Below are 18,824 nucleotides of genomic sequence, written 5' to 3'. Positions count from 1 at the left end.
TTTTATTCAAACAACTTTTACCTATTATTCTTTACAATTTCTAATTTACCTTTAACCAGTTTTGTAATTTCCCCAGTCGCTACGGGAAATACCTTTCTTAAATCTATCTCTTCATTATTACGCAATTCACTTTGCAAGGTTTTCATAAAGATATTCTTGATTTCTGTAGCAAGGTTTACTTTACAAATCCCTCTGGAAATGGCGGCCTGCATCTGGGAACCTGGCACTCCTGAACCACCGTGCAATACCAATCCTACAGGAGTTGCTTTTGCAATTTTCTCCAGTAAATCTAATTGTAGCTCAGGTTCTTTTTGGTAAAATCCATGTGCAGTACCAATAGCAACTGCCAGGGCATCAATTCCCGTTTCTTCTACAAATTGTTTGGCTTCTTCGGGTTGAGTAAAAACTTCTTCATCATGAGATTGACCTAACTTAGCAACGTACCCCAATTCAGCTTCTACATGTGCTCCATATTTTTTAGCTCGTTCTACAACTTCCCGGGTAATTTGAATATTCTCTTCAAAAGCTAATTCACTACCATCTATCATCACCGAGTCAAAACCTGCATCCAGGCAACGCTGCGCTAAATCTACCGAACCACCATGATCCAAATGGATCCAACCTTCTACTCCAAACTGTTTTAATCCAGTTCTTCCTAAATTTACCGCTGTTTCCAATCCCATATAATCTATAGAGCTCTGGGTAAGTTGTAAAATTAGAGGTTCATTCATTTCTGAAGCGGCACCTAATACCCCATGCAAGGTTTCCAGGTTATAAAAATTAGTAGCCAGAATTCCACGGCCTTCACTTCGCAACTGTTGTAATTTTTTTTTTAATTTCATTATAATTTCTTATTCACGATTTGTTGAATTTTGCTTTTAATTTCTTTTTCATTACTAAAAGCACCAGTGCCTCCGGCTGCCGTTGTACTTAATGAGCCTGTAAGATTAGCACAATCAAGACACTCCCGTAATGATGCTCCGCTTAAGAACTTCTTTAAAAAACCTGCATTAAAGGAATCACCTGCACCAATGGCATCTTTATATGTATTATTTAAATAAGGTTTTATTGTAATATCTTCAGAGCTGGATACCACCCTACCACCTTTATCTCCTAATTTTAAGGCCAGAATATTAGTATGGTTTTTTATCGCTTCAATAGCATCTTTTAGATTTTTCTTTCCCGTAAGTTTCAAAAGCTCATTCTCGTTAGGAAGGAAAACATCTACAAATGGTAAGCAATTTTTATAATCAAAATCCCATTTATCCTGTGGGTCTACCTGTAGATCCAGAGAAGTACTAAGTCCAGCTTCCTTTGCTTTCTTAAATAGTTCAGTAATATAAGGCTGCATACCAGGCTGCAGAAAATAATTTGAAAAATGAAGATGTGAAAATGTTGAAATATTTTCCCAGGGTATATGTTCTATACTTAGTACACTCATTGCTCCACAATAAGTTATATTGGCCCTATCCTGATCATAATTCATCACTACGGTAATACCGGTTTTGTGGTGTTCAGAACGACTAATAAAACGAGTATCCACATTTTTTCCTCGTAATTCTTTCAAAATAAAATCACCAAAATTATCCTGTCCAAGCAATCCACAAAAGGAAGTAGGAACACCCAGAGCAGCAATATTCGAAGCTAAAATTGCTGATGAACTACCCAGGGTAAAATCCATATTTTCAGCAATTTTTTCAGCACCTATTTCCGGAAAACCCTGAATTTGATTCAAAATAAGATCAATATTCAACTCTCCAACCACCAATAGTTTTTTATTGCTCATATATTATCTCTTTTACTTCTACCTGAGGTAATAACCGGTTTACATCTTCTATATGTAACATTCCCAAATCTTCGTTTAAACAGTTTGCTGCCCCACAAGCCACTCCGTAGGCGGCAATTTTAGATGGTGAGAAGTTATTTGCCACACCATAGGCAATACCTGCAGTAAGACAGTCACCACTCCCTACTGGGCTTATTACCTCATCTATTTTTACATTTGCGGTGATAAGTTTCCCCTTATAAAAAAGATCTAATCCTTTACTACCGCGGGTCAGAGCCACTAGCTCCACCCTGCCGTTCAATGTTTTCAACAAATCTTCCATATTAGCACTACCACAAAGACTCCTGGCTTCGTGCTCATTAAGATGCAAACCAAAAAAACCTACTTCAAGTGCATTTTGAAGCTGTTTACCGGTACAGTCAAGTATGCTTCGCTTGCCAAAATTCTTTCCTATTTGGATTAATTCGGCATAGGTATCTGCAGAAATTCCCCTGGGCCAGGAACCAGCCATACAAATAATGCTGGTATGTTCAATTAAACGTACATATCCCTGTTTAAAATCTTCCCAGTTCTTTTTGGTTAGGCTGGGTCCCGGTTCTAAAATCTCGGTATTATTAAATGCTTTATTTTTTGATAAAAATGTATAACACTTCCTATTATTGTCTTTTAAACTAACTCCATTTATATAAACACCCCTCTTTAAGCATTGCTTTTTTATCCATTCTCCAGAGGATCCACCCCAAAAGGCGTATAACATAGAGTCTGTTCCTAGTTCTGCAAGGGCAAGGGCTATATGAGTGGCTTTACCGCCTGGATATTCTTTTATATTTGATATTCTATTTGATTGCCCGGCAACAAGATTATTCATCCAGGCGTAACTATCTATAGAAGGATTAGGACAAAGATTAAGAATCATGCTCTATTTTTTCAGGATATTCATATATTTTCACGCCTTGCACTACCCGGCTTATTGCTCCAGAAATCGAGGGGTTATCTGGATTTAGACCTAATTGTAAAGATTTATAATAACCCATAATCTGGCCCACCATAGTCGCAGGTACAATATTTAACTGCTGATTTGAATTTAAATTTAAATCTATATTAAGACAGGAATGGAGGGCTTTATCTTCTGAACGACCAATACTTACACATTCTATCGTTCTGGGATCTTTTGCAATAGATTTTGCAAGATCTAATTCATATTTATAAACATGGTCACTAGGCGAGAAAAGATAAACCAATAAGGTTTGTTCATTGGTCACTGCACGCGGACCATGTCTAAAACCTAAAAAGGAATCGTGTTTACAAATAATCTGACCATCTGTTAACTCCTGAAGTTTTAAATGACATTCCCGGGCAATTGCAAGCATAGGCCCAGAACCCAAAAATACCACGCGTTCAAAATATTTCGCCGAAATTTCTTTAAAAGCCTTTGCTCTATCCAGAAGAAGATTCCCCTGGCTCACTATTCGTTGCAATTCCAGTTTATGACTTTCCATATTCTTTAGATCACTAACCAGTAGTATACTTAGTAACATTGAAGTAAAACTCCCAGTCATTGCAAGGCTTTTGTCATTCGCTTTTTCCGGGAGTAAAATGGCTAAAGCGGTTTGTGTATTAGCTCTGGTATATTTAAATAACTCCCCTTCTTTATTGCAGGTAATCACTAAATGAAAAATTTCAGAGCAAAAACTGTCGGCTAAATTTACAGTTTCAACACTTTCCGGACTGTTACCGGAACGAGCAAAAGATACTAAAAGCACTGGATGATCTTTAGGAAAAAAAAGCTCAGGATGGGTGACTAAATCGGTTGTAGCAATGGCCCGTGTAGTACGTTTGCTGTTTTTTTGAACCAGCCCTTGAGCTGCTTCTCCTACAAAAGCTGAAGACCCAGCCCCGGTTAAAATTATTTCTAAACCATTCTTATTCAAGATGGGGTCTAAAAAAGCTTTGGTTTCTTTTTGTTGTGTTTGAATTAGATCAAAAACCGATTGCCATAATTCTGGTTGACCTTCTATTTCTTGTTTGGTATGTGAGACACTTTGTTCTCCTGATTTATTCTCCTTCATATATGTTATAAGTTACCTCCAACTTTCTTTTTTCAAATAAAACAAAATAAATTTAAAACGAAAAATTTTTTTTCGTTTTATTGATTTTTTAAAACTTTTAATTAACGAAACGAAAGTTTTGTTTTAGATATTAATGGGATTTTTATAAAAATTAAAGTTCTTGTTCGGTGTTCTTACAGAATCCATTAATTGCGATAGTTCAAGAGTTTTTTGTGGATATACTTCTGCGAGATTCGTTTGTTCCCCTGGATCTAATTCAATATTAAATAGCGCTACCGGAGCATTTGAATTTTTATTTACATTAAGACGAATAACTTTCCAATCGTCTTTTAATAAAGCTTGTTTCCCACCAAACTCGTGAAACTCCCAGTATAAATATTCGTGTTCTTTTTGTTCTTCTTTACCTTGAAGTGTTGGTAAAAAAGAAAGGCCGTCAATTGAATTTCCTTTAATTTTGACCCCAGTTATTTCCGCAAGAGTTGGATAAACATCCCAAAATGCTCCTTTAAAATCGCTGGTACTACCGGCTTCTACTACTCCCGGCCACTGAACAATAAAGGGCTCCTTAATTCCTCCTTCATATAAATCTCTTTTCACTCCACGATAATCACCGCTACTTCTAAAAAAATCAACATCAGCCTGTCGCCGCCCGCCTTCCAGGTGGGTACCGTTGTCGCTAGTGAAAATAACTATAGTGTTCTCTTCAAGACCCTGTTTCTTTAGTTGCGATATGACCTCTCCTACATAAGCATCTATACTTTCCACCAACGCCGCATAGGCCGCTTTAGGATATTCTTGTGAACCGTAATGTCGTCCTTCAGGCCAGGCTTTCTCGGGCTCATATTTGCTCGAGCCATCTTTGTTTAAATGCGGTTCCATATATGTGTTAGGGACAACAAGTTCTGCGTGAGGAATGGTAAACGATAAATACAGAAAAAATGGATCATTTTTTTTCCGTTCTTCAATAAAGTTAACTGCAGCATCGGCAAACAGTTCATTGGCGTAACTATTAGGAGGGGTTTTCTCTTTAATTAATAGTCCGTTTTCTATCATATCCAGGGAATCGGGTTGTTGATAATGGGCATCTACGTGGTGCAAATGGCCAAGGAATTCATCCCAGCCCCTTTGTTCGGGTGAACCAGTGCTGCCGGCAAGTCCTAGCCCCCACTTCCCATACATTGCAGTGGTATATCCCTGCTTCTTTAAAATTTCGGGGATAATTTTCTTGTCGGGATTTAGCGGAAATTCTCCATTCCCTCTTACTTCAGTATTTCCAGTATGTTGTCCTGTTAACAATGCCGCTCTAGACGGTGCACAAACGGTACTTCCTGCATAAAAGTTTTCAAATTTCATCCCATTTGTCGCCAGTTGGTCAATATTGGGAGTCTTAATAATATTCTGACCATAGACCCCTATATCTCCAATACCTAAATCATCAGCCATAATAAAAACTATATTTGGTATTGGTTTTTGTGATTTCTCCTCTTCCTGTTTAGCATTATCTCCACAAGCCAGAAAAAGAAAACTTAACCCAAGTAGATGAATTATTTTTTTCATTTTAAATTTTTAAGGCTGTTAATAATCTTTGTTATTCCAGGGGAGAAATTATATAGCTATACTCATAATCCTGAAAAGGTATGCGGTACTTCTCTAAAGCAAGGCTACCCCAGCTATTAATGCCGGCCACACCCATTTGTTTGAGATCTACATCGAGATGAATTACATCATCTTCTTCCAATAGTCGCGAATGTTCCTGGCTCTTTTTTGCCGATGGATAAAGTTGTTCTAATGAATAAGGCAATGCGGAAACATTTAATAGTTTATCAATATAATCTATTTTTATTCCTTTTTTCTTTCCTTGAGAAACTGTTGCCCAACGTACATCTGTTTTATTCCCGGATTCCTGCGGACGGATATATGGATGATATTGATCTTTTACCAGGCCTTTATAAATTCCTACCATAGCGCTAAATTTTCTATCGGCATAGCTTTCCCAGGGGCCACGTCCATACCAGCTGAAGTCTTCCAGGTCCTTAGGTAATTGCATAGAATTTCCTACCTTCAACAATAATTTATGATCTCCTCCAAGTGCTTTAAAACTATTCGTTACTTTTATTTTTGCGTTATCATATAACTCGAAAGTTTGAATAAATTCAGCATCATTATTGAGTAAAGAATAGTGTACTTCTACTAGATACCCTCCACTTTTAAGGTTTTCATGTCTAAAATTCTTAATCTTTAAACCTGGGTTTTTTAGATAATCCAAACTTTTATTTAAGCCCGCACCAAAATCATTATCGACTAAGGGGCGAAAAAGAGAAAGTTCCGGTCCTTTTTCAATTAGGATATCTTTCTTATATTCATAATCAAAAAACCGACCTGTTTTTTTATCAAATTTCACAGAAAACCTCTTTTTTGAGATTTTCAAAATTTCTTCAGTTTCTTCTACATGAAAGGTCGTCGGGTTTAATTTAGGCGCAGTAGATACGGGTTTAGTAATAGCAAATTCATCTTCTGCTAAAAGCGTACCCGCCTCCATTAAATTTTCATCACTGGCAAGTTTAGCTTTAATATGTACTCTGAATTCGGCAGTAGTATCCGTTGGAATTTCAAAATCCAATGGAATTTCAGTTATATTTTGCGGAGCAAGAGATATGGGCGCCACATTAGTTGAGTTTACTATTTCTCCATTTTTAAGCAAATCTATTTCATATTTAAAATTAGCCAGATCACGAAAAAAATGCTTATTAGTAATTTCTATACTTCGATTTCCATTGTTAAATTCGAAGCCAATTTCCTGATGTACTTTTCTAACCTCATACGCATGAGGATTCCAGTTACGATCTGGCATAATCACTCCATTAACTAAAAAGTTATTATCGCTGGGGGTTCCTTCTGGACCCCAATCGCCACCATAACTAAAAATTTTCTTTCCATCTACTTCTTTGTAAACCCCCTGGTCTACCCAATCCCAGATATAACCGCCCTGTAAGCCATCATATTCTTCGATAACCTCCCAGTATTCTTTAAAGTTACCCATACTATTGCCCATGGCATGTGCATACTCACTCATTATATACGGACGTTCCAAACCATTTTCAGCATAATATTTCATGGTATTGGGGTGAGGATATTGGGGTACAATTATATCTGTATTCCATTCGGTTGTGGAACGTTCGTATTGAACCGGCCGTGTAGGATCAAAAGCTTTAATCCAATTATAAGCTTTATAAAAATTATAACCATTCCCGGCTTCGTTCCCCATACTCCAGGCCACAATAGAAGGAAAGTTTTTATCCCTCTCTACCATCCGTTTAATTCTAAGCATATGCGCGTGTTCCCATTCAGGATCATTTCCAAGGGTACGTTCAGGATCATAATACATCCCGTGAGATTCTATATTTGCTTCATCAATGACATAAAACCCATATTGATCACATAACTCGTACCAACGGGGGTCATTGGGATAATGAGAAAGTCTAACCGCGTTCATATTAAGCTCTTTCATTATTCTTATATCTGTAAGCATTTGTTGCTCGGTAACCACATGGTGAGTTTCAGGATGAGATTCATGTCTATTTACTCCTTTAAACAAAACAGGCTTACCATTAACCAAAAATTGATTGCCTTTCACTTCATAGGTTTTAAAACCAACTTTTTGGTTAATACTTTCTATAGTACTTCCTTTTGGTGATTTTAAATTAATATTGAGATCGTATAAATAAGGAGTCTCCGCCGACCAGGAATTCACATTCTTTATTTCCTCTTCAAAACGCAGCATGGTTTTACCATTTTTACGCTTTAAGCCAATAGTGGGTTTTTCTTCTTTATAGAGAATAATACCATTCTTATCCTTTAAAAGAACCTCAACAATATTCTCACCCTGATCGGTATTAGTTCGATTCCAGAGTTCAATATCAAAACTTAATTCGCCATCTCGATAATCATTAATTAACCCACTTTTTACAAAAAGATCATAAAAATGTACCTGGGGACGCGCATATAAATAAACATTCCTCTGAATCCCACTAATTCGCCAAAAATCCTGCGCTTCCAGATAACTACTATCACTCCAACGTCTTACTTCCAGCGTAATTAAATTTTCACCTGACTGAAGATAATTTGTCAATTCAAATTCTGACTCCAGCTTACTATCTTCCCCCATACCAACATACTCACCATTCACATACAGCTTAAACGCAGATTTTACTGCTCCTAGGTGGAGAAAAACTTGTTGATTTTTCCAGGCTTCCGGCAGTTTAAAATTACGGCGGTAAATGCCTGTTGGTTGTTTTTCGTTTTCTATAAATGGAGGATTTGGATTATCTACCGCAAACTCAAAAGGATGGTTCACATATATGGGAATGCCATACCCATTAAACTCCCAATTAGCTGGAACTTTAAAATCATCCCAATTTGAATCATCGAAACTTTCGCTTTGAAAGTTTTCAGGAAGATATTTATAATGTTCTTTCCAGAGAAACTTCCAGGTGCCATTAAGATCTAGAAATCTATTTGATTTTGATTTATCTCTGAGATAGGCAAGTTCTTCATTTTCAAAAGAAAAATAGGAAGCCCGCATAGGTAAGCGGTTATCTTCCTGATAATTCGGATTTTGGAAGACATCTACATCGTTTTGCTGTTGAGCAAATATCGATGTGAAACAAAACAGAAAGAAAAAAGAAACTGAAAAAATTATCTTTATCATTACAAAATATTTTAAAAAACAATGTTACGAAATTTTTTATTTTTCATTATATCAATTTTTTAAATTTTATAAATACTTTTCTTATACATACTATTATTATTCTTCCGAAACTATGACTAATAGACCCCAGTCATCTTTAATTTCTATTTTTTTGTTAATTTTTTTGTTAATAAATTATTATCAATATATTAGCGAAAGTTTTCGAAGGTTTTTATTTGCTTTTATAGATAATTACCGCTAATTTACTAACAAAAACAAAATTATATCATGAAAAACTGCTATTCATTAATACTTTTTTTCTGCATAATGTTTTCTTCTTCGGCTTACAGTCAGGAGAAAATAGAGGTAGAAGGAACAGTTCTGGATGCTGAAACGGGTATTCCCGTACCTAGTGCCAATGTTATTGAAAAAGGTACAACAAACGGGGTTTTAACAGATTTTGACGGCAACTTTAAAATTGACGTTCCCAGAGATGCAACGCTGGAAATTTCTTTTTTAGGTTATGCTACGCAAGAAGTAAAAGTGAATAGCCAAACCGAAATCCAGGTTTCGTTAGAACAGGACGCCGCGGCACTGGATGAAGTTGTTGTGGTTGGGTATGGCTCACAGAAAAGAGAAAGTTTAACGGGATCGTTGCAAACCGTAGAAGGAGATGAACTCAGGGATATCACAACACCTTCGGTTGAAAATATGTTAAATGGAAAAGCGGCAGGAGTATACGTAGCGCCAGGATCTGGCCAACCTGGGTCCAGAGGAAGTGTGGTAATTCGGGGACAGGCAACCTTAAGCGGAACTACCAGTCCACTATGGGTTATTGATGGGGTTATAGTTGGATCTGGGCCTGGAGAATTAAATCCGGATGATATTGAAACTATGACCGTACTAAAAGATGCAGCCTCAACTGCTATTTACGGTTCTCAAGGTGCTAACGGAGTTGTTGTGGTAACCACGAAGAGGGCGAAACTGGGAAAAACAACCATAAGCGCCTCTTCTAATATAGGTTTTAATGAATTAAATAACGGGAATTTAGAAATGATGAATGGAGCGGAGTTATATGATTATTACGCTTCATTTGAAAACGCTGATCAAATTTCATTTCCCCGCTGGAACGAAGAATTACGTAACAGTAATTTCGATTGGTGGGATCTAGCCACCACCACCGGGTTTACCCAAAATTACAATGTCTCGGTTCAGGGTGGTTCTGAAACACTTAGGTCTTATATGTCTGTAGGCTTGTATGATGAGCAGGGCGCTGTTAAGGGCTATGATTATACCCGCTACAATTTCCGATTCAGAACTGAATATAAACCTACTGATTGGTTGACAATAAAACCATCAATAAATGGTTCACTTAGAGATGTGGAAGATCGGCAGTATTCTACAACGGCTATGTACTCTAACTTTCCCTGGGACAGGCCTTATGATGAAGACGGGAATTTAGAACCTCATCGTTCTAGCAATTGGGTAAATAGTGCCAGCACAAATTACCTGTATGATCTTCAATGGAATCATTCCTCAAACAAAAACTATGAGTTTATGGGGAATATGGATTTTGATATTGAACTGACCGATTGGTTAACGTTTTCTTCTGTTAACAACTATCGCTACAACAGCTATAAATCTAAAGGCTATACCGACCCGCGTTCTAATGGAGGCCAGAGTGTTAATGGGCGAATAACCGATTATCGATCGGAATCCACACGCAGATACACCAACCAAATTTTACGATTTGATCAAAGTTGGGGCAAACATGAACTTAACGGAATTCTTGCTTATGAATTCAATGACTACCGCGGCGAGACCCTTGATGCTTATGGAACCGGATTTATTCCTGGTTTTGAGGTGTTAGACGTTGTATCTGTACCGGAACGAACCAGAGGAGGTATTAGTGAATGGGCCGTGCAGTCAGGTCTTTTTAACGCTAATTATTCCTATGACACCAAGTACCTCGCTCAGGTTTCTTTTCGTAGGGATGGTGCATCCAATTTTGGAGATAATGCTAAATATGGAAATTTCTACTCGATAAGTGGAGGATGGAATATTCACAAAGAAAATTGGTTTAATGCAGATTGGGTAGACGCACTAAAACTACGTCTTGCCTATGGTTCTGTAGGAAACCGTCCAGGTTCCCTTTACCCGCAATACGATCTATATTCAATCTCGACTAATGCAAGTTACAATGAGAATCCAGGAGCGTTAATTAGTCAGATAGGAAACGATGACCTAACCTGGGAAAAAACGTTTACAAGCGGCGTAGGGTTTGATGCAAGATTTCTTAATGACCGAGCAAGATTAACCTTTGATTATTATGAAAAGAATACTGAAAATATCCTGTATCGGGTTCCTATTACGGGATTAACAGGTGTGACCAGTATTTGGCAGAACATTGGGGAAATGGAAAACAAAGGAATTGAAATTGCCATTGGTGGTGATATAATCCGAAACGAAGACCTAACCTGGAGTGTAGATCTAAATTTAGGACATAATGTAAATAAACTCACAAAACTCTACGAAACAAAAGATGCCAGCGGAAATTATACTGTAAGACCAATTATTATAAGTGATGGATTGGGAATTGCCGGTTCTGCACAACGTATGTTAGAACCCGGAAGGCCTATAGACACCTATTACTTAAAAGAGTGGGCCGGGGTAGATCCTGAGAATGGAGCTCCACTGTGGTACAATGTGGAAAGGGATGATCAGGGAAATGAAATTTCAAGAACTACCACTTCCAACTACTCAGAAGCAAGCTTTGAAAAAACAGGAAGAGTATCTCCTGATATTTTTGGTGGATTTTCTACTGGACTATCATACAAACAATTCGACCTTGATGCTATGTTCGGTTATGCTTTAGGTGGTAAAATATATAATTATTCCCGTCAGGAATATGATTCAGACGGAACATATACAGATCGTAACCAAATGAAACTTAGACCTGGATGGAGCCGATGGCAACAACCAGGGGATATAGCCACTCATCCAATCGCTAAGTACAATAATCCTGATCAAGGTAATGCTACTTCTACCCGATATCTGGAAAACGGTGATTTCTTAAAACTACGCTCACTAAGCCTGGGTTATAATATTGACCTTAGCCAGTTTGCTATAAGTAATGCACGTATTTCCTTAACTGGTGAAAACCTGTTCGTTATAACAGATTATTCAGGGGTAGATCCTGAAATTCCCGCGAGTAATGGTGCAGTGATGGGCTCTACCGGACCTGGAGTTTACCCATCCACACGTAAATTTATGCTGGGACTTAACTTAACATTTTAATAAAAAATATCATGAAAAAAATACTTATAGCCTTTTTGGCCACGACAGTACTTTTAGCCTGCGATATTGACCGTCTACCTCAAGGAAGTCTGGATTCCGAGACCATAGTCAATGATCCCGATGCTTCCCTTGAATCCCTGCTGAATGGGATGTATGCCCAGTTAAAAAGCTGGTCAGATCCTATGCACCGTATGGGTGAATATGCAGGGGACAATATGATGATTCGCGGCTCATCTACTGATGCGTTTTATGAATTTATATCATATTCTCGCACCCCGAACAATTATCGCTTGACACAATTTTGGGATTCAGGCTATAAAGCCATCGCACAAGCTTCAAATATTATTGATATGATTGAAGAGGGACAAAGTGAAGAGATAGATAACAACCTTGGCGAAGCTTACTACGTTCGGGGAATGATGTACTTTTACTTAACTCGTGCTTTTGGCCGTCCTTACTATCAAAATCCTCAAACAAACCTTGGGGTTCCTATTGTTAATGGTACACCTGATGATGTAATAAATTTAGAGCTTGAAGATCGTGCTACAGTAGAGGAAAGTTACCAACAAGCTATTACTGATCTAAAAAAGGCTGAAGAATTACTTACAATAGAAAAAGAATCGATTTATGCCACAAAAGAAGCAGCACAAGCTATGTTATCCCGGGTTTATCTTTTTATGAGTGGCACCTATGAATCTCCTAATACTGAATATGCTCAACTGGCTGTAGATTATGCAACCGAAGTGATTGGTTCGGGCAAGTATTCGTTATTGCCAAGAGAGGAATTTATGGAGTATAACACCTTTATTCCCGAAAATAATGCAGAAACCATATTCGCAATAAAAAGAGTTGCATCAGAATTTTCAGGTTACGACCACTATTATGGTGTTGGAGGCATGTACGCCAATATAGGCGGTATGGGCTGGGGCGAAATGTATGCCAGTGCAAAATATATTGATTTATTAGACGAAACAGGTCGTAATGACTGGCGCCCGCAAAGCTACAATTTAGTAGATGCTCGTGCAGCCTTTATCCAGCCAACATATGATAATAGTGCTCCTGAAGTTTTCCGCTTTATCAAGGAAGATGGTGACGATTTAAATTATGTACAGGCAGAGATTACTCGTAATGGGAACACGATAACTGCGGAGGATGACACAGATTCTTATACGCTCACTCCTGTTGACGCTAATCAGGAGATTTATTCTATTCAATATAGAGATGGAAAGACTTATACAGGTGTGATAGACAACTATATTTCACTAAACCGGGTTTACCCACAATTCTACATTACTAAAGCATCGCTTGAAGGAGAAGAATCTCACTTACACTCTCCCGTGATTAGTCGTTTAGGTGAAATTTACCTGAACCGTGCTGAGGCTTATGCAAAACTTGGTAATTACAGCGCAGCACTGGAAGATCTTAACACGATCAGGGAGCGTTCTATTGTAGACGGAGGTTACAGCTCGCTAGATGCTTCCAATGCCAGTGAAAGAATTGATAAAGAACGTCAGCTTGAATTAGCTTACCAGGCTGAACGAAGCTATGATGTTTTCCGAAATGGGAAGGCACTAACACGGGAATATCCAGGACCACACAACCAAAATGAGGTGATCCCTGCTACCGATTTCCGCGTGCTGTTTTATATTCCGCAGGATGCTATCAATTCATACCCGGGTACCCTTACGCAAAATCCAACCCAATAGTAAGCGTAAATATTTAATTCCAACCTGTTAAGACTTGTTGCTGTAAAAGAAGGTAACGTTTTACTTTCAAACATAGAATTAGCCAAATTCTATTCTTTTTAAAAAGCGTCTCGTTTAAAATTTTAACGAGACGCTTTTGTTTAATACATATTTTATAATCATTCATATAAAGCAATCAAAACCGTGTTTAGAGTTTCATTTAAATCTTCTCACCAAAAGAATACTTCTGTCAACTTAAAATTGAACTTATAAAAGGTCTATCCATCACTTATCCCTTCAGAAATTTAAACTTTCTCTTATCCAAATTTCCCCTTCTTCTCATAAAGAATATAATTTTAAAAACCTTACTATATACACCTCCTCTTAAGACAATTCCAACACCTTGTTTTTAAATAGTTTAAAAATTAATTAAACAAAAAATCTTATATAAAATATTTCAAAAAAAAAGAATTAAAAAAAATAAACTTACAAAAAACAATTTTTTAATAATTTATTTTGGATAAGTAAAGAAAACGTTTGAAATTGCAAACTATACGAAAGTTAAAACTTTCATTTTATTAATTAACTTTTAAATAATAACTAATAAATTTTATGAAAAAAGTACTACTAACCTTCATTGTCGTGTTTTTGCCTTACATAATGTTAGGGCAGGAAACCATTGAAATTACGGGGACTGTTACAGACAACAGTATGAGCCTTCCTGGTGTTAATATCGTAGAAAAAGGTACCAACAACGGCACAATGACAGATTTTGATGGAAACTACACTATTCAGACGCCCAGTAATGCAGTTTTAGTTATCAGCTATATGGGCTATGCTACAAAAGAAATAGAGGTTAATGGTCAAACTAATATCGACATTGTTCTGGAGCAAGATGCTGCAGCTTTAGACGAAGTGGTTGTGGTAGGATTTGGCACCCAAAAGAAAGTAAACTTAACAGGTTCCGTAGCATCTGTAGATGGGGATATGCTTGAGGATAGACCTATGACCAGTGTATCTGCCGGACTTTCTGGATTGTTGCCGGGTGTTTCGGTAAACCAATCATCAGGTATGCCGGGTAATGATGGGGGTACTATAAGAATTCGTGGTACTGGTACTTTAAACCAGGCGTCTCCTATGGTAGTAATAGATGGAGTTGAAGGTTCCTTGAATGATGTACAGCCAAACGATATTGCAAATATTTCAGTACTAAAAGATGCTGCTTCGGCTGCTATTTATGGTTCAAAAGCTGCTAATGGTGTCATATTAATTACAACTAAAACCGGAAATACAGGAGAACCTTCTGTACGACTAACAAGTAATTTTGGATGGCAATCTGCTACGAGATTACCGGATTATCTGGGATCGTACGACTATGCTGTGCTTTATAATGAAGCCTTAACTAATAGTGGTAAAGCCCCAAAATTTGATGAAAATGACCTTGAACTTTTTCAAAATGGAAGTGCCCCTTACAGCCATCCAAATACAGATTGGCAGGATTTACTGTACCAGGGATCGGGATTTGTCACCACAAATAATTTAGGCATATCAGGTGGTACAGAATACACTAAATATCGAGCATCCCTAAATTATCAAAAACAGGATGGGATAATAAAGCACACAGGGAAAGATGAGTATAATGCTCGAGTAAATCTTACAATCACCCCTAAAAAATGGTTAACCACCAATTTAAACCTGTCCTACACACAAATGGATCGTGAACAGCCTAACAATGCATATGTTGGCGGAGGTTTAGATCAAATTATTAGACAAACAAACAGAATTGCACCCTGGATTCCTTATAAAAATGAAGATGGCAGTTATGGAACCATTTCAGACGGCAACCCTATTGCCTGGATAGATATGGGGCCTCAAATTAATTATAACCGGAAAACCTTTGTGGGAATTGGTTCTATACAAGCAGACCTTTTCGAAGGATTTAATGTTAAAGCCCTTATGTCCCATAGAAATGTAGAAGAGGATAATTCAGAAATGAATAAAGAAATCCAATATAACAAGAACAAATACCACGGTCCAACAAAACTCACCGAAGACCTTAGAACAACTACTCGAAATACGCTTGATTTAACGGCTAATTACAATAAAACTTTTGAAAATGTACATAATGTAGGTGCTTTGGTTGGATACCATGCTGAATCTTATGATTTTAAAAGAACAACAGCTTACCGTGAAAACTTTCCAAGTAACGAACTTCCTAATTTAGATGCCGGCTCCACAAACGGCATGAAAAATACAGGCTATACAAGAGAACTAAATATGACTTCCTGGTTTGGTAGATTAAATTACGATTACGAAGGCCGCTATTTATTTGAAGCAAACTTAAGAGCAGATGCATCATCTCGTTTTGCAGAAGATAATAGAGTTGGAGTCTTTCCTTCTTTCTCTGCAGGTTGGAGAATATCTGACGAAAATTTCTTTGAAGGAATAAAAACTACTGTGAACAATTTAAAGCTTAGAGGTTCCTGGGGTCAACTTGGTAACCAGGATGCCCTAAATGACTATTATCCTACTGTCCCAACTTTAGGTCTTGGAATAGACTATCCATTTAATAGTGAAATTAATTCTGGAGCAGCCATTGCTAATGCGAAAAATGCAGCATTAATTTGGGAAAAAACAACAAGCTATGGATTAGGTATAGATGCCAGGTTACTTTATAAATTAAATCTTACCATAGATATATATAAAAAACTTACCGAAGGTATTATTATGCAAGTGCCCGCTCCCAACGAATTTGCATTAAATAACTTTTATGATAACGTAGGTAAGTTAGATAATAAAGGAATTGAAGTTAGCCTTGATTACACAGAAACCTTTGGTGAAATAGATTTTGGTTTTGGCGGTAATGTAGCCTACAATAAAAATGAATTAGTTGAACTTGCAGGTACAAATGAAGTTATTAGTGGACGTCAAATCCGGAAGTTAGGTGAATCACTTGATTCCTGGTATGGCTATCAAACCGATGGCTTACATCAAACCCGGGAAGGTATTGATGTATATCCTACCAATACCTTGTATCCAGGGCAGATTCAACCTGGAGACTTACGTTATGTTGATATCACAAACGATGGTAAGGTAGATGCCAACGATCGTGTGTTACTAGGCAACTCTACTCCTACTCTAAATTTTGGAGCTAATTTAAGTTTAGCTTACAAAAATTTTGATTTACTGGCAATCTTTCAGGGAGCCACAGGTGGTTATGGTTATATGGATTTTGACGCTATTGGCGCGGTGAATGGAGACGGGCAAAAACCATCAGCTATGTGGTTAAACAGATGGACTCCAGAAAATACAAATACTAATGTACCACGCCTTATTGATGCAATCAATGGACCAAGTATGCCCCAAAATTCAACAACAAGTTATTGGTTAAGAAGTACAGATTATTTAAGAATGAAAAATCTTCAACTCGGATATAACATTCCAACCAACGTTTTAGAGGGCTGGAATATTTCGAAACTAAGGGTTTATTATACAGCTCAAAATTTATTTACGATTACGAATTATCTTAAAGGATGGGATCCAGAAGCACCTTCGGGGCGTGGTAGTGGGTACCCGGTTGTAATGACCAATTCTATCGGATTTAATCTAACTTTTTAATTTATTACATGATGAAAAAATTAATATATTTAATAGGAATCGTTTTTATATTCACCTCTTGCGAAGATACTTTTTTAGATACAACACCTAATGATGCGCTTTCCCCTTCCACTTTTTGGAATACCCAGAAAGATTTAGATTTGGCGTTAACAGGTTGTTATAGCGGCTTTGAAAGTGGCAATTCAATCTTATATCGCGATGCTGGTTCTGATAATGCCTTCAATAATTTCCCCTGGGAAGGATGGACCAATATTGGTAATGGAAAATTATCGCCAGCAGATCCGGGAGCATCTTATTATGACTTTTCAACAATAAACCGGTGTAACGAATTTCTTAAAAATGCAGATAATGCAGTCGAAGTCCCGGAAGAAAATAGAATAATTTATAAGGCTCAAGCCCGCTTTATTCGCGCATATGAATATTATGTGCTTACCACAAATTATGGTGATGTCCCTTTAATTACTGAAAATTTTGCTACACCCGAAGAAGCTAAAGTGCCACGAAATCCACAAGCAGAAATTCGTACATTTATTGAAAATGAATTAACTGCAGTAATCGATATTCTACCCGAATCATATTCAGGTTCAGAATTTGGAAAAGCTACAAAAGGGGCCGCTCAAGCTCTCCTTATGCGCTACTATCTATATTTTAAAGATTATGAACAAGCCTTAACAACAGCAAAAAGCATCACTGGCTATTCATTACACCCAAGTTTTAAAGGCCTTTTTGATCCAGCTAATGAACAGAATAACGAAATCATTCTATCTGTACAGCATACGCCTGATATTTATGCAATGAGTTTTACTCCATTCTTACCCAATAGTATTGGTGGCTGGTCATCTGTAGTTCCAACTCAGTCTTTGGTTGATGCGTTTGAGATGGCAGACGGAAGAACAATTCAGGAAGCTCAAAGCCAGGGAGATTATGATCCTGAAAATCCATTTATAAATCGTGATCCCAGGTTAAGAGCCACAGTTGTTTATCCCGGGCAGGTATTTGCCGGCAGGGTTTACCGCTCAATTGAAGAAGATGACCCAGATTACTATAATACAGCTGATAACGCTTCAAAAACGGGGTATAATTTTAAAAAATATACCACTTTTATAGATATAGATCCCAGTGCTCCTTTCTGGAATATGGGAAATGATATCTTTCTTTTTCGATTTGCAGAAGTTCTCCTGACTATTGCAGAGGCAAAAATAGAATTAGGACAAATAGACAGTGAACTTTATGAAGCAATAGATGCGGTGAGATTAAGAGCAGGGATGCCTGCCGTGGATAAGCAAAAATATGCTGATCAGGAAAGCTTGAGAAAACTTATTAGAAATGAACGCAGAGTTGAATTTGCAATGGAAGGACTTCGTAGAGATGATATTATACGCTGGGATATAGCGTCTATGGTTATGAATGGTGAATTATTGGGCGCCAAAAGAGGAAGTGTTCTTGAGACTACTCAACCAAATGGAGATCATCATGTTTCTATGACGTTAACACGAAATTTAATCGAGACCAGGGAATTTCAAGCTCCTAAAAATAATCTTTTGCCTATCCCACAAAGTGCGATCGATAAGAATCCCAAACTGACACCTAATAATACAGGATATTAATTTATTTGAGTATGGGAAAGAATAATTAGAATTAATCTCTAAACAAGCTGCTTTCCCATCAAATTAATATGAAAC

General features: G+C 37.3%; 10 protein-coding genes. 4 read left to right on the top strand and 6 right to left on the bottom strand.

What is annotated here, in order from left to right; translation table 11 throughout:
• Positions 1–17: 17 nt before the first annotated feature.
• From J0871_RS09485 to J0871_RS09460, 6 genes are all read right to left on the bottom strand, one after another.
• Positions 18–842, bottom strand: coding sequence for a class II fructose-bisphosphate aldolase (locus tag J0871_RS09485; protein WP_208224998.1), 825 nt, complete (start codon positions 840–842; stop codon positions 18–20).
• Entirely contained in the window at positions 842–1,786 is a 945-nt protein-coding gene (locus J0871_RS09480; protein WP_208224997.1) for a sugar kinase, read from the bottom strand. Before J0871_RS09480 ends, J0871_RS09485 begins: the two co-directional genes overlap by 1 nt.
• Positions 1,776–2,702 (bottom strand): PfkB family carbohydrate kinase, encoded by a 927-nt coding sequence (locus J0871_RS09475; RefSeq protein WP_208224996.1) that lies wholly within the window; start codon positions 2,700–2,702, stop codon positions 1,776–1,778. The genes J0871_RS09480 and J0871_RS09475 overlap by 11 nt, the downstream gene beginning before the upstream one ends.
• On the bottom strand, positions 2,692–3,855 hold the full coding sequence (locus tag J0871_RS09470) for an SIS domain-containing protein (protein WP_208224995.1): 1,164 nt from the start codon (positions 3,853–3,855) through the stop codon (positions 2,692–2,694). The genes J0871_RS09475 and J0871_RS09470 overlap by 11 nt, the downstream gene beginning before the upstream one ends.
• A gap of 123 nt (positions 3,856–3,978) precedes the next feature.
• Positions 3,979–5,412, bottom strand: a complete 1,434-nt coding sequence (locus J0871_RS09465; RefSeq protein ID WP_208224994.1) for an arylsulfatase — start codon at positions 5,410–5,412, stop codon at positions 3,979–3,981.
• A 31-nt stretch (positions 5,413–5,443) separates the two neighbouring features.
• Positions 5,444–8,563 carry a glycoside hydrolase family 2 TIM barrel-domain containing protein gene (locus J0871_RS09460; RefSeq protein ID WP_208224993.1) on the bottom strand — a complete coding sequence of 1,040 codons (3,120 nt, stop codon included), beginning with the start codon at positions 8,561–8,563 and terminating at the stop codon, positions 5,444–5,446.
• 267 nt (positions 8,564–8,830) lie between these two features.
• Here J0871_RS09460 and J0871_RS09455 point away from each other — a divergent pair, with 267 nt between their 5' ends.
• From J0871_RS09455 to J0871_RS09440, 4 genes are all read left to right on the top strand, one after another.
• Positions 8,831–11,839, top strand: a complete 3,009-nt coding sequence (locus tag J0871_RS09455; RefSeq protein WP_208224992.1) for a TonB-dependent receptor — start codon at positions 8,831–8,833, stop codon at positions 11,837–11,839.
• 35 nt (positions 11,840–11,874) lie between these two features.
• Positions 11,875–13,545, top strand: coding sequence for a RagB/SusD family nutrient uptake outer membrane protein (locus J0871_RS09450; protein ID WP_243870447.1), 1,671 nt, complete (start codon positions 11,875–11,877; stop codon positions 13,543–13,545).
• A 591-nt stretch (positions 13,546–14,136) separates the two neighbouring features.
• The gene (locus tag J0871_RS09445) at positions 14,137–17,142 is read left to right on the top strand and encodes a TonB-dependent receptor (protein WP_208224990.1); all 3,006 of its coding nucleotides are present in this window, start codon (positions 14,137–14,139) and stop codon (positions 17,140–17,142) included.
• Positions 17,143–17,153: 11 nt separating this feature from the next.
• On the top strand, positions 17,154–18,749 hold the full coding sequence (locus J0871_RS09440) for a RagB/SusD family nutrient uptake outer membrane protein (protein ID WP_208224989.1): 1,596 nt from the start codon (positions 17,154–17,156) through the stop codon (positions 18,747–18,749).
• Positions 18,750–18,824: the final 75 nt, after the last annotated feature.

Origin of the sequence: Salegentibacter sp. BDJ18 (genome assembly GCF_017579965.1) — a bacterium.
Classification (GTDB): domain Bacteria; phylum Bacteroidota; class Bacteroidia; order Flavobacteriales; family Flavobacteriaceae; genus Salegentibacter.
The sequence above is the reverse complement of the archived record's forward strand: the minus strand, read 5'-3'. Positions and strand labels throughout refer to the sequence as shown.